General features: G+C 65.3%; 18 protein-coding genes. 6 read left to right on the forward strand and 12 right to left on the reverse strand.

Translation table 11 applies throughout. The features are described from left to right. Window positions 1–27: 27 nt before the first annotated feature. The 6 genes from ACZ60G_RS08515 to ACZ60G_RS08540 form a co-directional block, all read right to left on the reverse strand. Window positions 28–297, reverse strand: a complete 270-nt coding sequence (locus tag ACZ60G_RS08515) for a WhiB family transcriptional regulator (RefSeq protein WP_063037408.1) — start codon at window positions 295–297, stop codon at window positions 28–30. 27 nt (window positions 298–324) lie between these two features. After that, window positions 325–870 (reverse strand): HNH endonuclease, encoded by a 546-nt coding sequence (locus tag ACZ60G_RS08520; RefSeq protein WP_465808510.1) that lies wholly within the window; start codon window positions 868–870, stop codon window positions 325–327. 51 nt (window positions 871–921) lie between these two features. Beyond that, window positions 922–1,059: a hypothetical protein gene (locus tag ACZ60G_RS08525; RefSeq protein ID WP_465808511.1), complete on the reverse strand. Its 138-nt coding sequence runs from the start codon at window positions 1,057–1,059 to the stop codon at window positions 922–924. A gap of 46 nt (window positions 1,060–1,105) precedes the next feature. Beyond that, window positions 1,106–2,005 carry a cutinase family protein gene (locus tag ACZ60G_RS08530; RefSeq protein WP_465809142.1) on the reverse strand — a complete coding sequence of 300 codons (900 nt, stop codon included), beginning with the start codon at window positions 2,003–2,005 and terminating at the stop codon, window positions 1,106–1,108. A 378-nt stretch (window positions 2,006–2,383) separates the two neighbouring features. Continuing rightward, window positions 2,384–2,575 (reverse strand): hypothetical protein, encoded by a 192-nt coding sequence (locus ACZ60G_RS08535; RefSeq protein WP_465808512.1) that lies wholly within the window; start codon window positions 2,573–2,575, stop codon window positions 2,384–2,386. Window positions 2,576–2,615: 40 nt separating this feature from the next. Continuing rightward, window positions 2,616–2,846, reverse strand: a complete 231-nt coding sequence (locus tag ACZ60G_RS08540) for a hypothetical protein (RefSeq protein ID WP_327098343.1) — start codon at window positions 2,844–2,846, stop codon at window positions 2,616–2,618. Between the two features lie 198 nt (window positions 2,847–3,044). On the opposite strand from ACZ60G_RS08540, the gene ACZ60G_RS08545 reads away from it, so the two are divergent. Continuing rightward, window positions 3,045–3,674, forward strand: a complete 630-nt coding sequence (locus ACZ60G_RS08545) for a DUF4232 domain-containing protein (RefSeq protein WP_465808514.1) — start codon at window positions 3,045–3,047, stop codon at window positions 3,672–3,674. Window positions 3,675–3,679: 5 nt separating this feature from the next. Here ACZ60G_RS08545 and ACZ60G_RS08550 read toward each other — a convergent pair whose 3' ends face one another. The 4 genes from ACZ60G_RS08550 to ACZ60G_RS08565 are packed head-to-tail and all read right to left on the reverse strand — an operon-like array spanning window position 3,680 to window position 7,447. Continuing rightward, complete coding sequence (locus ACZ60G_RS08550) at window positions 3,680–4,969, reverse strand: acyl-CoA dehydrogenase family protein (protein ID WP_465808516.1); 1,290 nt, start codon at window positions 4,967–4,969, stop codon at window positions 3,680–3,682. Window positions 4,970–4,971: 2 nt separating this feature from the next. Then, the gene (locus ACZ60G_RS08555) at window positions 4,972–5,655 is read right to left on the reverse strand and encodes a TetR/AcrR family transcriptional regulator (protein WP_465808518.1); all 684 of its coding nucleotides are present in this window, start codon (window positions 5,653–5,655) and stop codon (window positions 4,972–4,974) included. Next, on the reverse strand, window positions 5,652–6,701 hold the full coding sequence (locus tag ACZ60G_RS08560) for an alcohol dehydrogenase catalytic domain-containing protein (protein WP_465808520.1): 1,050 nt from the start codon (window positions 6,699–6,701) through the stop codon (window positions 5,652–5,654). The genes ACZ60G_RS08555 and ACZ60G_RS08560 overlap by 4 nt, the downstream gene beginning before the upstream one ends. Beyond that, window positions 6,698–7,447 (reverse strand): SDR family NAD(P)-dependent oxidoreductase, encoded by a 750-nt coding sequence (locus ACZ60G_RS08565; RefSeq protein WP_465808522.1) that lies wholly within the window; start codon window positions 7,445–7,447, stop codon window positions 6,698–6,700. Before ACZ60G_RS08565 ends, ACZ60G_RS08560 begins: the two co-directional genes overlap by 4 nt. A 156-nt stretch (window positions 7,448–7,603) precedes the next feature. Here ACZ60G_RS08565 and ACZ60G_RS08570 point away from each other — a divergent pair, with 156 nt between their 5' ends. Both ACZ60G_RS08570 and ACZ60G_RS08575 read left to right on the forward strand, forming a co-directional pair. Continuing rightward, complete coding sequence (locus tag ACZ60G_RS08570) at window positions 7,604–9,787, forward strand: malate synthase G (protein WP_465808524.1); 2,184 nt, start codon at window positions 7,604–7,606, stop codon at window positions 9,785–9,787. A gap of 424 nt (window positions 9,788–10,211) precedes the next feature. Beyond that, complete coding sequence (locus tag ACZ60G_RS08575) at window positions 10,212–10,766, forward strand: hypothetical protein (RefSeq protein ID WP_465808526.1); 555 nt, start codon at window positions 10,212–10,214, stop codon at window positions 10,764–10,766. Between the two features lie 33 nt (window positions 10,767–10,799). Here ACZ60G_RS08575 and ACZ60G_RS08580 read toward each other — a convergent pair whose 3' ends face one another. Next, entirely contained in the window at window positions 10,800–11,285 is a 486-nt protein-coding gene (locus ACZ60G_RS08580; protein ID WP_465808528.1) for a hypothetical protein, read from the reverse strand. 43 nt (window positions 11,286–11,328) lie between these two features. After that, a complete protein-coding gene (locus tag ACZ60G_RS08585) occupies window positions 11,329–11,991 on the reverse strand; it encodes a hypothetical protein (RefSeq protein WP_465808529.1) in 663 nt (220 codons plus the stop codon). A gap of 211 nt (window positions 11,992–12,202) precedes the next feature. Between ACZ60G_RS08585 and ACZ60G_RS08590 the strand changes: the two genes are divergently transcribed. The 3 genes from ACZ60G_RS08590 to ACZ60G_RS08600 are packed head-to-tail and all read left to right on the forward strand — an operon-like array spanning window position 12,203 to window position 15,118. Then, entirely contained in the window at window positions 12,203–12,760 is a 558-nt protein-coding gene (locus ACZ60G_RS08590) for a hypothetical protein (protein WP_465808531.1), read from the forward strand. Window positions 12,761–12,770: 10 nt separating this feature from the next. Next, window positions 12,771–14,105, forward strand: a complete 1,335-nt coding sequence (locus ACZ60G_RS08595) for a Dyp-type peroxidase (RefSeq protein ID WP_465808533.1) — start codon at window positions 12,771–12,773, stop codon at window positions 14,103–14,105. Further along, window positions 14,102–15,118: a hypothetical protein gene (locus ACZ60G_RS08600; protein WP_465808535.1), complete on the forward strand. Its 1,017-nt coding sequence runs from the start codon at window positions 14,102–14,104 to the stop codon at window positions 15,116–15,118. The genes ACZ60G_RS08595 and ACZ60G_RS08600 overlap by 4 nt, the downstream gene beginning before the upstream one ends. Window positions 15,119–15,125 lie beyond the last annotated feature (7 nt).

Below are 15,125 nucleotides of genomic sequence, written 5' to 3' on the forward strand. Positions count from 1 at the left end.
CCGGCACGGCGTGGCGTCGACGTCCGGCTAGGCGCGGATCATCCGTCCGCGGTCGAACTCGTGTCCGCCCCAAACTCCGGACTGTCCAGTCCGCGCGGCGAATTCACCGCAGGCATCCCGAATCGGGCAGCCCGCGCAAACCGCACGCGCGTACTCGAAGTCCTGCGACGGGTACGGGAACCACGCCTCGTGATTCGGATCACCGCGGCAGGCCGCCCGATGCCACTCTCGGGAATCCGAGAGCGGGAGCAGGTCGGTCAGATCGACAACCGCGCTGGTCTCCAATTCGACGGTCATTTCGAGCCTTCTCCTTTCTCTCTCGGCTCAGGTGGCGGCCAGTTGCTTCCAGATCCGCTGTTGCCGTTTGGCCAGGTGGTCGGGCGCCTTCGGCTGCCATAGCAACCGCATGCCCGCTTCCTCCGGCGTCCGGTCGGCCTTGCTCGAGTTGCACGGCGCGCACGCGGCGATCAGGTTGTCCCAGGTGTTCGGACCACCCCTGCTGCGGGGCCGAATGTGGTCTACGGTGCGTGCCCAGGACGCGCAGTATCCGCACCGGTGGTGGTCCCGGCGCAGCACACCGGCCAGTGTCGCGCGACTGCCGTCGTGTACTCGCGTCACATGGTCGAGGTATACGTACCGCAGCAGCCGGATCGTCTCCGGCAGCGCGAGCTCGAGGTGCTTGGACCGGATCGGGAGGTGCGGCTCCCGATCCGCGATCGACTCCGCGGCGCCGCCCATGAGCAGCACCACGGCCCGGTCGGCGCTGATCTCGGTGAGCGCCTCGTAGCTGGCGTTCAATACCAGGACCCGGGTGTGTATCCAGTTGTCGACAGTAGACACCACCGGATCGGTGGCACGGTGGAACGTCATGGGAGTCACCATGTTTCGAGAGGGCGAGCGGATTCGGAAGGCGAGGGTCGGTCAGTTACCGGCCGGGAGGCGGCGCAGTTCCTGCTCGACGCGCGCGTCATACCGACGCAAGCTCGATACGACAATGGTCACGGCCGCCGCCTCCTTCCTCATGCTCGTGAGCACCCGCGGAATCGGGGTGATCATCATCGAAACTCATGGTGGCACAGCGCGCCCACCGCTGGCGAAGGGTTTTTCAGGCCAGGCCGACCAGCCACTGCCGCAGCCACGAGGTGGCGGTGGCGCCGTTGGAATCCACGACGTAGGTCGGATAGTTCTGGTGTACGAACGAGTTGTAGAACCGCTCGAATTCCCGCTTGCGCTCGTTCATTTCCGGATCGGCGAGCTGGTTCTGGACCAGCGGGGCCACCCCGGTGGCCATCAGGTCGTTGAAGATGGCGAACGCCTCCTGCTGATAGCGCCACAGCTGAGCCGGGTCGGGATCGGAGGCCTGGGCCAGGAAGCCGGCGACGCGGGTCGCGAAGTCGGTGGGCGGTGCGGCGCAGTAGAGGTCGCCGACGGCGCAGATGGTGCGGGTCTTCTGGGTGAGGAAGCCGAAGCCGCCGATGCGCGGTCCGCCCGCGCCGGCGCCGTCGACCGGCGGGCCGATGAGTGCGTCGGCCGGGGAGCGGCGCGGATCCGAGATGAGCCCGACCGCGGCGATGCGTTCGGGCCGTATGGGACTCAGTCCGGTGCCGATTTCGGCGGCGAGATCGCCTGCCGCATCCGCGCCCTGGCTGTAGCCGATCAGCGCGATCTTGGTCTCGGCGCACTGCTGGGCCATGGCCGTGACCAGGCCGCGGGCATTATCGATGGCCTGTCGCTTGGACCGCCCGTAAACATCGGTCTCCCAGGGGAAAGCGGTCGCCGCGTAGGTCACGTAGTCGGTCCTGGTATTTCGCGGCAGGTTATCGGTGACGCTCGCGAGCATGCCCTCGCCGGGATTGGCATCGGAGGTCTCCCACGTGCCGGGTACCGCCACGACATACAGGTCGGGGCAGCCATCGGGCGCCGCCGTCGCCGCGCCGGCACCGCCGACTGCGCCCGCCGCACCTACCATGACGGTTCCCGCCACAGCACCGATCATCTTGCGCATAAACATGGTCCACACCTCGGTTTTGCTGGGTCCGAAGCGGCCGGGGGCCGTACGCGACTGCCTGCCGTCGCGTCGGAGACAACCGTACGGTCTGACCAGGGGTTGATGCGGGAACAACCCGTGACAAACGCCGAACATTTTTAACACAATGCACAATGCCGACGATTCGCCCGGCGCGGCGGGATGAAGGAGCCGCGGGCGAGGGGGTGCGCGACTCCTTCATCGTGTCCGAGGGGCAGTCACCGCCTCGTCCACGGTTGTGGTGGTTATCAGGACACCGATGACTCCCTCCCGTGCATCATCGTGTGCCCATCCATTGAACCCCGATCGGCAGGCGTGCGTCCCGGCTTCGAGCATATGTCGTTCGAGAAGGCCGGGTCAGCCGATGGGCGTGTGGCCCAACAGAACTCGGCCGGTGAACCGGGTCTGCTCGGCCCGCGGCAGCGGGTGGAACAGGCAGCCGTGGATGTCGCGGTACCACATCTCCAGCTCGCAGCCGCGCGAAAAGCCCACGCCGCCAACGGTTTCGATGGCCAGCCGGACGGTATCGACGAGTGCGTCGGCTGTCACGGTCTTGCGGCTGAGCGTGCGGGCGCCATAGCCGTCGGTATTACGCAGTCGTCTCTCGCGCGTAGATGTAGTAGCGGTAGACGCCGTCCCCGGGATCGGCGCTCAGCGGCCACTCGCCGTCGGCGATGAACCATGCCCATTCGAGAGCGAGGCCCGCGTCGCGTTCGGCGATCGACTTGGCCCGGTCCAACGAGCTGTCGGTGCCGAGGGCTTGGTCGTCGGTACCGCAGAACTCGCAGCTGTGCACCCGCCGCACCTCGTATGCGATCACTCGGTTACCTCCGGGCATCCAGGTTAGACCTGGATATTCGGGTGTGCACCGATAACGTTCGACGGGTGCGGCCGATAAACAGCTCGACAGGCTCGTCCGCTCGGGGGGACCGCGTGTCGAATGGGGAGTTCCGGAAGTGGCGTCCGCAACGAATGGCGGGGCACCAGTTCGAATCGAATACGCAAGGGATGTGTTCCGATGTCGATATCGACGGTGAAATATCTGGTGCCGCTGGGCTGCTGCGCGGTTCTCGCGCTGGCCGGTTGCGCGGGCGGTGATCATGGCCACGGTACGGCCCCAGGCACGAGCGCTGTGCCGACCAGCATCGGTAGCCGCGTGCCGGGGCCGAGTGCGGTAGCCACAGACCAGCCAACTGGAGCGACCGGCGAACCGGCTTCGCCGTTGCCGCCGATACCGGCGTGCGTCGGCAGCCAGCTCATAGTCGGCGTGGAACCGATGTCACCCGGCGCGGGCCACCGTGGTGTGCGTGTGCATTTCTCGGTCGTTGGCGCCAGCGGTGCGTGCACACTGACCGGATACCCGGGCGTGGATACCGGCCCTGGCGGGCCGCTCCTGCACGCCGAACGCACCTTGCGCGGCTATCTGGGCGGTCTCCCGGCCGATATCGATACGCCACCGACCGTCGTCCTGGACCACGACCACAATGCCGAGGCGGTGGTCGAGGGCGGCGCGGTCGATGCGGAAGGCAACCAGTGCCCCACGTATACGAAGCTTTTGGTCACCGCCCCGAACACCACGGACACGCACGCGGTCAGTACCACCATCGACACCTGCACGCTGAGCGTTCACCCCGTGACCGCCCAATAGCGATATCAGAGGTTGCCGACAATGTGTTCCAGGCGGCGCGCCACCAGTTCTCGGGCCTGTTCGCGCAGGGCGGGGCGGTAGCCGCTGGGGTACACCGGGTCGCCCGGGGTGTAATCCTTCAGGACTTCCTTGGCGAGGGTGATCTTGTGGACCTCGGTGGGGCCGTCGGCGATCGCCATGACCTCTGCGTAATTCATCATGTCGACGAACGGGAGATCCTGGCTGACGCCGATGGCGCCGTGCAGATGCAGTGCGCGCTGGGCGATATCGTGCATCACCTTCGGCATCGCCACCTTGATGGCGGCAATGTCCTTGCGGACCTTCAGATAGTCCTGTTCCTTATCGATGCGCCAGGCCGTGCGCAGGACGAGCAGGCGGAACTGCTCCATCTCGATCCAGCTGTCGGCGATGCGTTCCTGGGTCATCTGCAAACCCGCGAGTGCCCCCTTGCGCATCGGCCGGGAGACCGCGCGTTCGGCCATCATGTCGAAGGCCTTGCGCACCAACGCGACTGTGCGCATCGCGTGGTGCACCCGACCGCCGCCGAGGCGGGTCTGCGCGACGATGAAGCCCGTACCCTCCTGGCCGAGCAGGTGGTCGGCGGGCACCCGGACATCGGTGAAGCGCAGATGTCCCTCGTGCTCGCTGAAACCGTGCACGTGGAAGTTCTTCACGATCTCCAGGCCGGGGGTGTCGGCGGGCACGATGAACATCGACATGCCCTGGTACGGGCTGACATCCGGATTGGTGACCACCATGACGATATGGAAGCTGGCGAACTGCGCGTTCGAGTTGAACCACTTCTCGCCGTTGATGACCCAGGAGTCGCCGTCGCGCACGGCGCGGGTCTTGAACAGCGTCGGATCCGAGCCGCCGGTGGGTTCGGTCATGACATAGCAGGAACCGATCTCACCGGCCAGCAGCGGCCCCAGGTACCTGGCCTTCTGTTCCTCGGTGCCGTAGTGCGCGAGGATTTCCGCGTTACCGGAATCCGGTGCCTGGCAACCGAATACCGACGGCGCCCACACCGAAGTGCCGAGCACCTCGTTGAGCAGCCCGAGCTTCAGCTGCCCGTAGCCGGGGCCGCCCAGTTCCGGTCCGAGATGGCAGGCCCACAGTCCCTGTTCCTTCACCTTCTCCTTCAGCGGCCGCATCAGCGCCATCGCCTCGGTATCGGTGCGGTCGTAGGGATTCGGGTAGAGCAGATCGAGGGGCTCCACCTCGGTGCGGACGAACTCCGCCGCCCAGTCCAACTTCCGCTGGTATTCCGGGTCGGTTTCGAAATCCCAAGACATGGTCAGCCTTTCGTGTCGGTGATGCCGTCGAGAACGGTGGACGCCACAATGTCGGCGATTTCGTCGGGGGAGCGCCCGCCGTGCGGGCGGTACCAGAAGGTCACCATGTTCAGCATGCCGAGCACACTGTTGGTGACCACGTGGTCGTCGGTGCGCAGCAGGCCCGCCACATATCCCGCGTCGATGACGCGCTGCCAGCAGGCCTGTATTTCGTCACGCATCTCCTGTAGTTCTTCGCCGCGCTCACCGGTCAGCGCGGTGACGTCGCGCAATTGGATGGCGACTTCGCGGCGGTGCTCGATGATCAGCCCGACGTGGCTGTGGATCAGCTTGCGCAACTTGACGATCGGGTCGTCGATGCCGCGGGAGATCCGCTGGGCATCGGTGAGCATGAGCTGGATGTAGTCGCGCAGGATCTGCCAGAGCAGCTCTTCCTTGGAACCGATGTGGTAGTACAGCGCACCCCGCTGTACCCCCGCTCGATCACCGATTTCCGCGACGCCGGTGCCGTGGAAACCCTGCTCCGCGAACAGTTCCACCGCGGCCGTCACGATGCGCGCCCTGGTCGCCTCGGCCGTGGTCTCCGCGGCCGGTGGACGACCGCGACGACGAGGCGAGGCAAGTTCAGGCCCACCCGTCACCCGGCCACCACCCCTCATGGAATCGCTGCGCGATGCTGCGGTCATCGGCGCGGATCCAGGACGACCTTCGAAACCCCGTCGGCACGGTCGGCGAACATACGGTAGGCGTTCGCGCCGTCCGTCATCGGGAATCGGTGTGTGACAACCGCTTCGGGCCGGATGCGACCGGCGGCGGTGAGTCGCAGCAGTGCCGGCAGCTCGTATTGGATCGAGCAGAGTCCGATATGGAATTCGAGCTCCTTGACCTGTGCCAACTGCATATGGAACGGGAAGGCGCGATTATGACTGACGCCGACCACACCGACCCGGCCACGATGCCCGACGGCGCTGATGGCGAGCTTGATGGTCGCATCGGCGCCGACCGCCTCTATCGCGACATCCGCACCGCCGCTGAGCATTTCGCGGATGACGGTCTTGGGTTCGTCGGATTCGACTATCTCCGCACCCAATTCGGCGGCGCGCTTGCGGCGGTCGGCCACCAGATCCACTCCGAGCACCCGCGCCGCGCCCATCGCGAATGCCGACTGCACGGCCATCAGCCCGACCGGTCCCAGCCCGATCACCACCACGGTCTCACCGGGTGCAATGCGGGTGCGGCGCGCGCCGTACCAGGCAGTGGGCGCGTTGTCGGTGAGCACGATCGCGGCCTCATCGCTGACCGAATCGGGCAGCCGTACGAGATTCCCCTCGGCGTGGGGGACCGCGAGATATTCCGCCTGCGCACCGGCGAGTGATCCGCCGAGTCCATAGCAGGCGTCGGCAGGCAGCGGATGGCGTTCACACGCCGCCACAATGCCGGCCTTGCACTTCGCGCAGCGGTTACAGCCGACGGAAGCGGAGACCAGCACCCGGTCGCCGACCGTGAATCCCTGCATATCCGAACCTAATTCGACGATCTCGCCGACCGCCTCGTGGCCGACGCTGTATCCGGTGCCGTCGGTGAAGCCGTGCCCGGCATAGATGTGCAGATCACTACCGCAGATTCCGGCGGCGGTCACCCGAACGATTGCGCCGTCGCGGCCCGGCAGCATCGGATCGGGCACCTCGGTGTACGAGATCTGTTGCGGTCCTTGGTAAGTCAATGCCTTCATCGCCAACCACCGTCCAGTGCCAGAGTTGCGCCGGTGCAATACGCCGACGCATCCGTCGCGAAGTACAGCGCCGCGCCGACGATCTCGTCCGGGCGGCCGATCCGCCCGAGTGCCATGTGCCGAGTCAGCTCGGTGCGCAACTCATCGGGCCACGCCTTGGAAATATCCGTCTCGAACGGACCGCATTGGATCGTGTTGACCCGCACCGTCGGCGCGAAACTCTGCGCGAGTCCGCCCGTGAGATTGGCCAACCCCGCCTTGGCGGCCGCATAGGGCACCGCGAGCGGTTCCGGTCGTTCGGCCTCGATCGAGGAGATATTGATGATCGAACCGCCACCGGCGGCGGCCATCCGGGTACCGATCAAGGTCGACAAACGGAACGGGCCCTTGAGATTGACCGCGATCACCTTGTCGAACATGTCCTCGCTCACCTGATCCAGGCTCGGATACAGCAGCGACATCCCGGCATTGTTGACCAGCACATCGACCTTGCCGAACTCCGCGTAGGCCGCCTCGACCAGCGCATCGCACTGCGCCCAATCGCTGACATTGCACGCCACCGGCAATGCGCGCCGACCATGGATGTTCTTCACCTCATCGGCCAGCTCGACACACCCGTCGAGTTTGCGACTTGCGATCACCACATCCGCACCGCCCGCGGCGAAGGCCAGCACCATCTCCCGTCCGAGCCCGCGGCTACCGCCCGTGACCAGGGCGACCTTATCCGCTAACGACTGTCCTGGCATTGCGCTCCATTGCTCCGGCTGCCGGTAATGTTCCAATCAGTACATTAATTCCGCCGGACGATACAATCAAGGCCCCGACAGACCGTCACATCACTACCGATGGGTAACATTGGTTGCGATTTTTCCCACCCGGCTTTCTCAAAAGTGAGGCAGTAGATGACAGAGCGGATTCAGGTCGGCGGGCTCCAGGTGGCCAGCGTTCTCCACGAGTTCATCGAGAACGAGGCGCTCCCCGGAACCGGCGTAGATTCCGCCGCGTTCTGGGCCGGAGCCGAGCAGGTCATCAATGACCTCGCTCCGCGCAACCGCGCCCTGCTGGCCGAACGCGACGAGATCCAGGGCAAGCTCGATGCCTGGCACGCCGAGCATCCCGGCGCGAACTACGACAAGGCCACCTACAAGAGCTTCCTCGGCGATATCGGCTACCTGCGCGCGGAACCGGCCGATTTCGAGATCGCCACCCAGAATGTGGACGACGAGATCGCCACCACCGCGGGCCCGCAGCTGGTGGTGCCGGTGATGAACGCCCGCTTCGCGATCAATGCCGCGAACGCGCGCTGGGGTTCGCTCTACGACGCCCTCTACGGCACCGACGCCATCTCCGAGGCCGACGGTGGGGGGAAGGGCACCGGCTACAACCCGGTCCGCGGCAGCCGCGTGATCGAGTTCGCGCGCAAGTTCCTCGATACCGCCGCCCCGCTGGCCAACGGCTCGCACCGGTCCTCGACGCACTACGCGATCGATGGCGGCAAGCTGGCGGTCACGCTGAGCGACGACGGGGTCACCACGCTGGCCACCGATGGCGCGGAACTGGTCGGCTACCTGGGCGATCCGGCATCGCCGACCTCGATCCTGTTGAAGCACAACGGCTTGCACGTCGACATCCAGATCGACGCCGCCTCGCCGATCGGCAAGACCGATCCGGCCGGTGTCAAGGATGTGGTGCTGGAGTCCGCGGTCACCACGATCATGGACTTCGAGGATTCGGTCGCCGCGGTGGACGCCGAGGACAAGGTGCTCTGCTACCACAACTGGCTCGGCCTGATGAAGGGCGAGCTGGCGGAGAAGGTGACCAAGGGCGACAAGACCTTCACCCGCACCATGAACCCGGATCGCGTCTACACCGCGCTCGGCGGCGGCGAGCTGGTGCTGCACGGCCGGTCGCTGCTGTTCGTGCGCAATGTCGGCCACCTGATGACCTCCGACGCGATCATCGACGCCGAGGGCAACGAGGTGCCCGAGGGCATCATGGACGGCCTGATCACCTCGCTGATCGCCAAGCACAGCCTGCTCGGCGATACGAAGCTGAAGAACAGCCGCACCGGTTCGGTCTACATCGTGAAGCCGAAGATGCACGGCCCGGACGAGGTCGCCTTCACCAACGAGCTGTTCGGCCGGATCGAGGACGTCCTCGGCCTGACTCGCAACACCCTCAAGGTCGGCATCATGGACGAGGAGCGCCGGACCACGGTCAATCTGAAGGCCTGTATCCAGGCGGCCGCCGAGCGCGTGGTGTTCATCAACACCGGCTTCCTGGACCGCACCGGCGACGAGATCCACACCTCGATGGAGGCCGGGCCGATGGTCCGCAAGGCGGAGATGAAGACCCAGCAGTGGATCCTGTCCTACGAGGACTGGAACGTCGATACCGGTCTGGCCGCCGGCCTGCCCGGTAAGGCGCAGATCGGCAAGGGCATGTGGGCCATGCCGGATCTGATGCACGACATGCTCGAGCAGAAGATCGGCCACCCGCGCGCGGGCGCCAACACCGCCTGGGTTCCCTCGCCGACCGCGGCCACCTTGCATGCGACGCACTACCACCAGGTCGATGTGTTCGAGCGGCAGCAGGAGATCGCCGCCGGTGGTCGTCGCGCCACCGTCGATCAGATCCTGGAGATCCCGCTCGCGGCCGACCCGAACTGGACCGACGAGGAGAAGCGCCAGGAGCTGGACAACAACTCCCAGGGCATCCTCGGCTATGTGGTGCGCTGGATCGACCACGGCGTCGGCTGCTCCAAGGTGCCCGACATCCGGGATATCGGTCTCATGGAAGACCGTGCGACCCTGCGCATTTCGAGCCAGCTGATGGCGAACTGGCTGCGCCACGGTGTGGTCACCGCCGATGAGGTGGTGGCCAGCCTGGAGCGGATGGCGCCGGTGGTGGACAAGCAGAATGCGGGCGATCCGAACTACCGGCCGATGGCGGCGGACTTCGCGGGCAGCATCGCGTTCCAGGCCGCGAAGGAACTGGTGCTGGAAGGCACCAAGCAGCCGAACGGCTACACCGAGCCGATCCTGCACCGCCGTCGCCGGGAGGCCAAGGCGCTGGCTTGCGTCTAAGGCGTTGCGCGTCTGAGTAACTCGTGAATCCCCCCGCCCGGGCGCTTGCCGGGCGGGGGGATTCCTTTACCACACGACGACCGTCGACGGGGCGGATGACCGGTTTCGACCCACATAACGATCCGTTACCCTGGGCGCTGCACGAGACAGTCGGATGTGAGGAAGTTTTATGGGAAGCGTTGTCCTTGATGTATTCGCCCTGGTTGTGAACCGCGCGGCGATGTTCTGGAACTGGATGGCCACCGGTTCGGCCGGTTTCCCGCCGCTGTAATAGCCGAGCTGAACGTCTGGTACGACGACCCCCGGTCCCGGCACCCTCGATGGGATGCCGAGGCCGGGGGTTTCCTGTGCCCGGTGAGATATCTCCACAGACGGTGAGCCGATTCCCTTCGGAGACAGGGCGGATCGACGTATCTTCTTTGGCATGAGCAGTGGCCCCCGACCGACACCGTTATGGTTCGAGCTCTGGATGGGCGCCATCACCACCGTCATCGCGTTGCTCTGTGCCGCGCTGTGCTGGGAATTGGCTGCTCAGGGCAGCTTTCCGGCCAAAGTGCTGCTGTGGGTGGGACTTTCGGTGGTCGGACTTGTTGCGATCGTCTTCGCCATCCTGGGGCTGATCCGCTATCACGCTGTCCTCGTGAGCCTTACCGCACCGCTACTGATCGCCGCGCTCGCCGCGCTGGTGTGGTACGAAGTGCCCGAAACCACCGGTTGGCGCCTGTCCCGGCCAATCCTGGAAGATCAGGCCACCGCCTGCGCCAATCCGGGCCATCGCACCCGCCTCGGTGTCTACACCGTCACCTACATCACCCGCCGCGACGGCGCCTGCCTGTTCTACGTCAGTGGCGGAGCCACCAATTCCGAAGGCTTCGCCTACTTCCCGGACAGCGCCCCGAGCATCGGTCCCGCCGGACCGGGCGGCGTCGGCTACGAACCCTTCCACGATCGCTGGTACCGCTTCGTCGAGAACACCTGACCGGATCGGCCGAGGCCGTCACCGCTCTACGGCTCAGTGCCCGACACCGATCAGCGTCCGGACAATCATGAAGATGGCGGCCACGCCGAAACAGGCCAGTCCGACGACCCATACCGTGAACATCTGCCGCATCGGTATCAATTTGTTCAGCCAGTCGACTTCGAGATCGACGCCATCCTGATGCGCCTCGAAGACGGTGCCGTGTGCGCCCCAGGCGCCCGCGCCGAGCTGCTGTTGTTCGAATCGCTGCAGCCATCGGGCATCCTTGCGTTCGGCGAGGCGATGGCTCGCCATGAGCATGATCGAAATGACCGACACGATCAGCGCGAGTAGCGACGAGGCTATCCGCGCGATGGCGTCGTTTCCGGCTCCCATCGAGATACTGAACAAGAATGCCTGGGCAGTCAGGCTGAGGGCGGGAACCTGCCAGAGGAGGTTCTCGTATTGCAGACGTCGGTCCGCCACGGTCCGGTAGACCGCATCCAGATCAGCCGAACGGCGAGGAGCCGGCTCGTCCACAAGGGGTACTGTCGCACACTCGCGCAGAGCTGGTGGGTGTTTGTCACGTTCGGGATGCGGAGCGAACCAGGATGAGGATGCTGACCAGAAGCACCCACGCCGGGAAGGCCAGCGTCATCCATCTGCTCGTTTCGCCGGCCACCAGGAGTGCCAGGGCCGCCAGATAGCTGAGACCGGCGAGCCAGCGGGGCATCAGCCCGGTCTTCAGCCAAATCGTCGCGAGCGAGATCATGAACACGGCCGCCATCCGCAGGGCGTAGGTCTGGCATGCCGAAACCACGATCATCTTGCCGAAGTCGACCACTGCGGCGCGGGCGGCCGGGTCGGTGACGGCGGTGTTGCTGGACACCAGACCGGCGGCGACGGCGGTGCCGACGAACATCATCGCCAGGAACAGCAGGCCGCTACCGAGGAATACCGATAGGAAGAACCGATCTTCATAGCGCCCGAATCCGTCACGGACGACGCCGATGAACCATAGGAAGCTGATGCCGGCGAACGGCATGAGCACCGTCGCTGTTCTGATCGCGTTCTGCTGACTGTTCAGCCAACGAGTCGAGCCTTCGATGCCGTCGGGCATGTCGATACGGATCAAGATCAGCGTTGTGCCGAACAACACCGCGAAGACCACTCCGGCCAGTGCGGCCGCTCGCGGTGTCGACAACCGGTGCGGGGTCGGCTCGGTCTGTTGCGGCGATGTCGACATGGCGTCATCCTGTCAAATCCGAGCGCCGCTGGGCTGGATTTCCGGTCCGGGTCTGATTTCCTCGTTGTGCTCCTGGCACAGAATTCAACGTACCGACGTCGTTGATCGAATTCCGTCCTGGTTGCGGGTGCTGTGTGGGTTTCGGCGAGATCGGCCGAGGCATAGCATATTGAAAGTCCAGCTTACTGCGGTGCGGAAGGTGGGTGAAGATATGACGACCGAGCCCGACTGGGGTAAACCGGCGGCCGTGGCCATCCCGGCGGAGGGGTATTTCGAGCTGGAGCGGGGCAGATACGGTCCCCTCTATCCCCGGACGCCTGCCTGCTACGGGTTCTCGATCATCGCCAAGGTGAAACCGGGTCGCGAGGAGGCTATTCGCGCATACGGCAAGCAGATCCAGGATGCGGTAGCAGCTGGTCCGGATGTGCTGGCACCGCTGCGGCTGCACTATCTGCGTTGGGTGTTGTTCGACGTCGGATCGGGACTGCATTTCCAATATCAGGGCATTTTCGACACCGATTTCGACAAATACACCGAGGACGCCGTGGCCCTGTTCTCCCAGACCGGTATCACCACGGTTTTCACCAATCTCGAGGGATTTCCGGAGGATTGGAAGGAAAACCCGGAGGCGTTCGTGAAATTTGTTCGCGAACACCAGTTTCCGAGCTTCCTCGAATACGGCGAGTACCCCTACGTCACCGCCGACGAGATCAAAAAGGCGCTGCGGCTGAAAGCAGCGTTTTCCGACATGCTCGACCAGATGCAGTAACCCCTGGGCCATGCTCGAACTCGACGATATTCAGCACATCCTGCTGACCCGGACCCCGGCGGTGACCGGCCGCTACGAGTTCCTGTCGTTCGACGATCCCGCAGGGGCGCGGGCTTGGTTGACGCCGCTGGTGGACCGTGTGCAATCGGCTGCGGACGTGCGCGCCACGATGGACAGTTCCGACCGCTGGGTCACGCTGGCCTTCACCTGGCGCGGGCTGCGGGCGCTCGGCGTACCGGAGGAAACGCTCGCCACCTTCCCGGACGAGTTCCGCGAAGGCATGGCCGCGCGCGCTGACATCCTGGGTGACACGGGCGCTTGTTCTCCCGGCAACTGGGTGGGCGGACTGGCCGGTGACGACGTGCACGCCATCGCGATCCTGTTCGCCCGCACCGATGCCGAGCACCAGCGCTGCACCACCGAACACCACAAACTGATCGCCCGTTGCTCCGGTGTGCGCGTGTTGTCGTTCCTGGATCTGAACGCGACGCCGCCCTTCGACTACGCCCACGATCATTTCGGGTTCCGAGATCGGTTGTCCCAGCCGGTGATCGCCGGATCCGGTGACACGCCGACCCCCGGCTCGGGAGCAGCGCTGCAACCCGGCGAATTCATCCTCGGCTATCCGGACGAGGAGGGGCCACCGCGAGCGCTGCCGCAGCCGGAGGTGTTGTTCCGCAACGGAAGCTATATGGCCTACCGGCGCCTGCAAGAACACGTCGGCGCGTTTCGGAACTATCTGCGTGAGCACTCGGATACCCCGGACGGTCAGGAGTTGCTCGCCGCGAAGCTCATGGGGCGCTGGCGCAGCGGCGCACCCCTGGTGCTGGCACCGGACCGGGATGATCCGGCGCTGGGTGCGGATCCCATGCGCAACAACGACTTCAGCTACAAGGAAATGGATCCGCACGGCTACTCGGTACCTCTCGGCGCGCACGCGCGGCGTCTGAACCCCCGTGACACCGCGGCGAACATGAACCGCCGCAGAATGATTCGCCGCGGCGCCACCTACGGGCCCGCGCTACCCGAGGATGCCCCCGACGACGGAGTGGACCGCGGGATCGCCGCGTTCATCATCTGCGCCAGCCTGGTACGCCAGTTCGAGTTCGCCCAGAACGTCTGGATCAACGACAAGACATTCCACGAACTCGGCAACGAACACGACCCCATCTGCGGCACCCAGGACGGCACCCTCGACTTCACGATCCCCAAGCGGCCCATCCGCAAGGTGCACAAGGGACTGCCGGCCTTCACCACGCTCAGGGGCGGCGCGTACTTCTTCCTCCCGGGCATCAGCGCTCTCCGATACCTGGCCACGCTCGACAGTCGAGAGGTGACACCATGAGCAGCACCCTGCCGTCGGCACGCACCTACAACCAGAACCACATTCCGCGCAAGCACGACGGGCGACGGCGGATGAGCATCTATTGGACATGGAGTTATCCATGGGAGGCGCAGCGCGATCCCGCCGAGATGTACAACCGCTTCTCGACGATGACCGAGGTCCGCAACGTGCTGTGGCCGAGCTACGAGACTCCGGAATACGACGCCGCGCACTTCCTGCAGGGCATCGCAGGCACGCTCGAGCTGTTCCATCGCTCGACGCTGGCGTTTCAACAGTTGGCCGAAGAGGCCACCGGTCACCCCGTCGCGGTGTTCCAGCGCATCGACCAGGCCGGCTACACCTTGCCGATCGACGAGCGGATCCTGGCCGACACCGACACCCTGATGGTGTTCGGGCTCGATCACGTTCTTTCCGAGCAGCAAGCCGCCTCAGCCGAGATCGAGGCGATCCGCGACTGGCTGCAACGCGAAGGCACCTGCCTGCTGCTGGCACCGCACCACGACGTCGGGTGCACCGACGACTACGCGCAGCGACAAATGGAATACGCGCATCACGGTGATCCATTGGTGCCGCGGCAGCAACGATTCGGCCAGTACACACGCTCGCTCATGCGGGCCCTCGACGTGCCGGTGCACAACAAATGGGGCCTGCGCCCCGCGGTCGTCGACGGCACCAATGAGATCGCACCCTTGACAGGGTTCCGCGATCTGGACGCGCCCCGGCTGCTGGACAACGTGACGACGTTCAACTTCCACCCCCATCTACCGCACTACGAGCTCACCGCGCCGGAATCCGACTCGCTTCGTGTCCTGGGCCGCCAGCGTGTCGACCCCCAGCGACCCCATCCCTTCACCGCCGCCGGCAATACGGAATTCAATACGTTGATCTGGATGCCACCCGCCGACAGGCGAGCCGGCGATATGGTGCTCATCGACTCCACCAACTTCACCACGCTGTTCGGCGGGACCGACAGCCTCCGCAACCTCTGGCACAACCTGGCCACCATGAAGTGACCACTGG

It is taken from the genome of Nocardia sp. NPDC102475 (assembly GCF_055584605.1).

Excerpts from the sequence above, each read along its gene's own strand:
- ACZ60G_RS08585 (WP_465808529.1), bottom strand. The coding sequence starts at position 11,991 with ATGTCGACATCGCCGCAACAGACCGAGCCGACCCCGCACCGGTTGTCG.
- ACZ60G_RS08545 (WP_465808514.1), top strand. The coding sequence starts at position 3,045 with ATGTCGATATCGACGGTGAAATATCTGGTGCCGCTGGGCTGCTGCGCG.
- ACZ60G_RS08555 (WP_465808518.1), bottom strand. The coding sequence starts at position 5,655 with ATGACCGCAGCATCGCGCAGCGATTCCATGAGGGGTGGTGGCCGGGTG.
- ACZ60G_RS08590 (WP_465808531.1), top strand. The coding sequence starts at position 12,203 with ATGACGACCGAGCCCGACTGGGGTAAACCGGCGGCCGTGGCCATCCCG.
- ACZ60G_RS08595 (WP_465808533.1), top strand. The coding sequence starts at position 12,771 with ATGCTCGAACTCGACGATATTCAGCACATCCTGCTGACCCGGACCCCG.
- ACZ60G_RS08515 (WP_063037408.1), bottom strand. The coding sequence starts at position 297 with ATGACCGTCGAATTGGAGACCAGCGCGGTTGTCGATCTGACCGACCTG.
- ACZ60G_RS08560 (WP_465808520.1), bottom strand. The coding sequence starts at position 6,701 with ATGAAGGCATTGACTTACCAAGGACCGCAACAGATCTCGTACACCGAG.
- ACZ60G_RS08525 (WP_465808511.1), bottom strand. The coding sequence starts at position 1,059 with ATGATGATCACCCCGATTCCGCGGGTGCTCACGAGCATGAGGAAGGAG.
- ACZ60G_RS08530 (WP_465809142.1), bottom strand. The coding sequence starts at position 2,005 with ATGCGCAAGATGATCGGTGCTGTGGCGGGAACCGTCATGGTAGGTGCG.
- ACZ60G_RS08520 (WP_465808510.1), bottom strand. The coding sequence starts at position 870 with ATGACGTTCCACCGTGCCACCGATCCGGTGGTGTCTACTGTCGACAAC.
- ACZ60G_RS08570 (WP_465808524.1), top strand. The coding sequence starts at position 7,604 with ATGACAGAGCGGATTCAGGTCGGCGGGCTCCAGGTGGCCAGCGTTCTC.
- ACZ60G_RS08575 (WP_465808526.1), top strand. The coding sequence starts at position 10,212 with ATGAGCAGTGGCCCCCGACCGACACCGTTATGGTTCGAGCTCTGGATG.
- ACZ60G_RS08600 (WP_465808535.1), top strand. The coding sequence starts at position 14,102 with ATGAGCAGCACCCTGCCGTCGGCACGCACCTACAACCAGAACCACATT.
- ACZ60G_RS08565 (WP_465808522.1), bottom strand. The coding sequence starts at position 7,447 with ATGCCAGGACAGTCGTTAGCGGATAAGGTCGCCCTGGTCACGGGCGGT.
- ACZ60G_RS08550 (WP_465808516.1), bottom strand. The coding sequence starts at position 4,969 with ATGTCTTGGGATTTCGAAACCGACCCGGAATACCAGCGGAAGTTGGAC.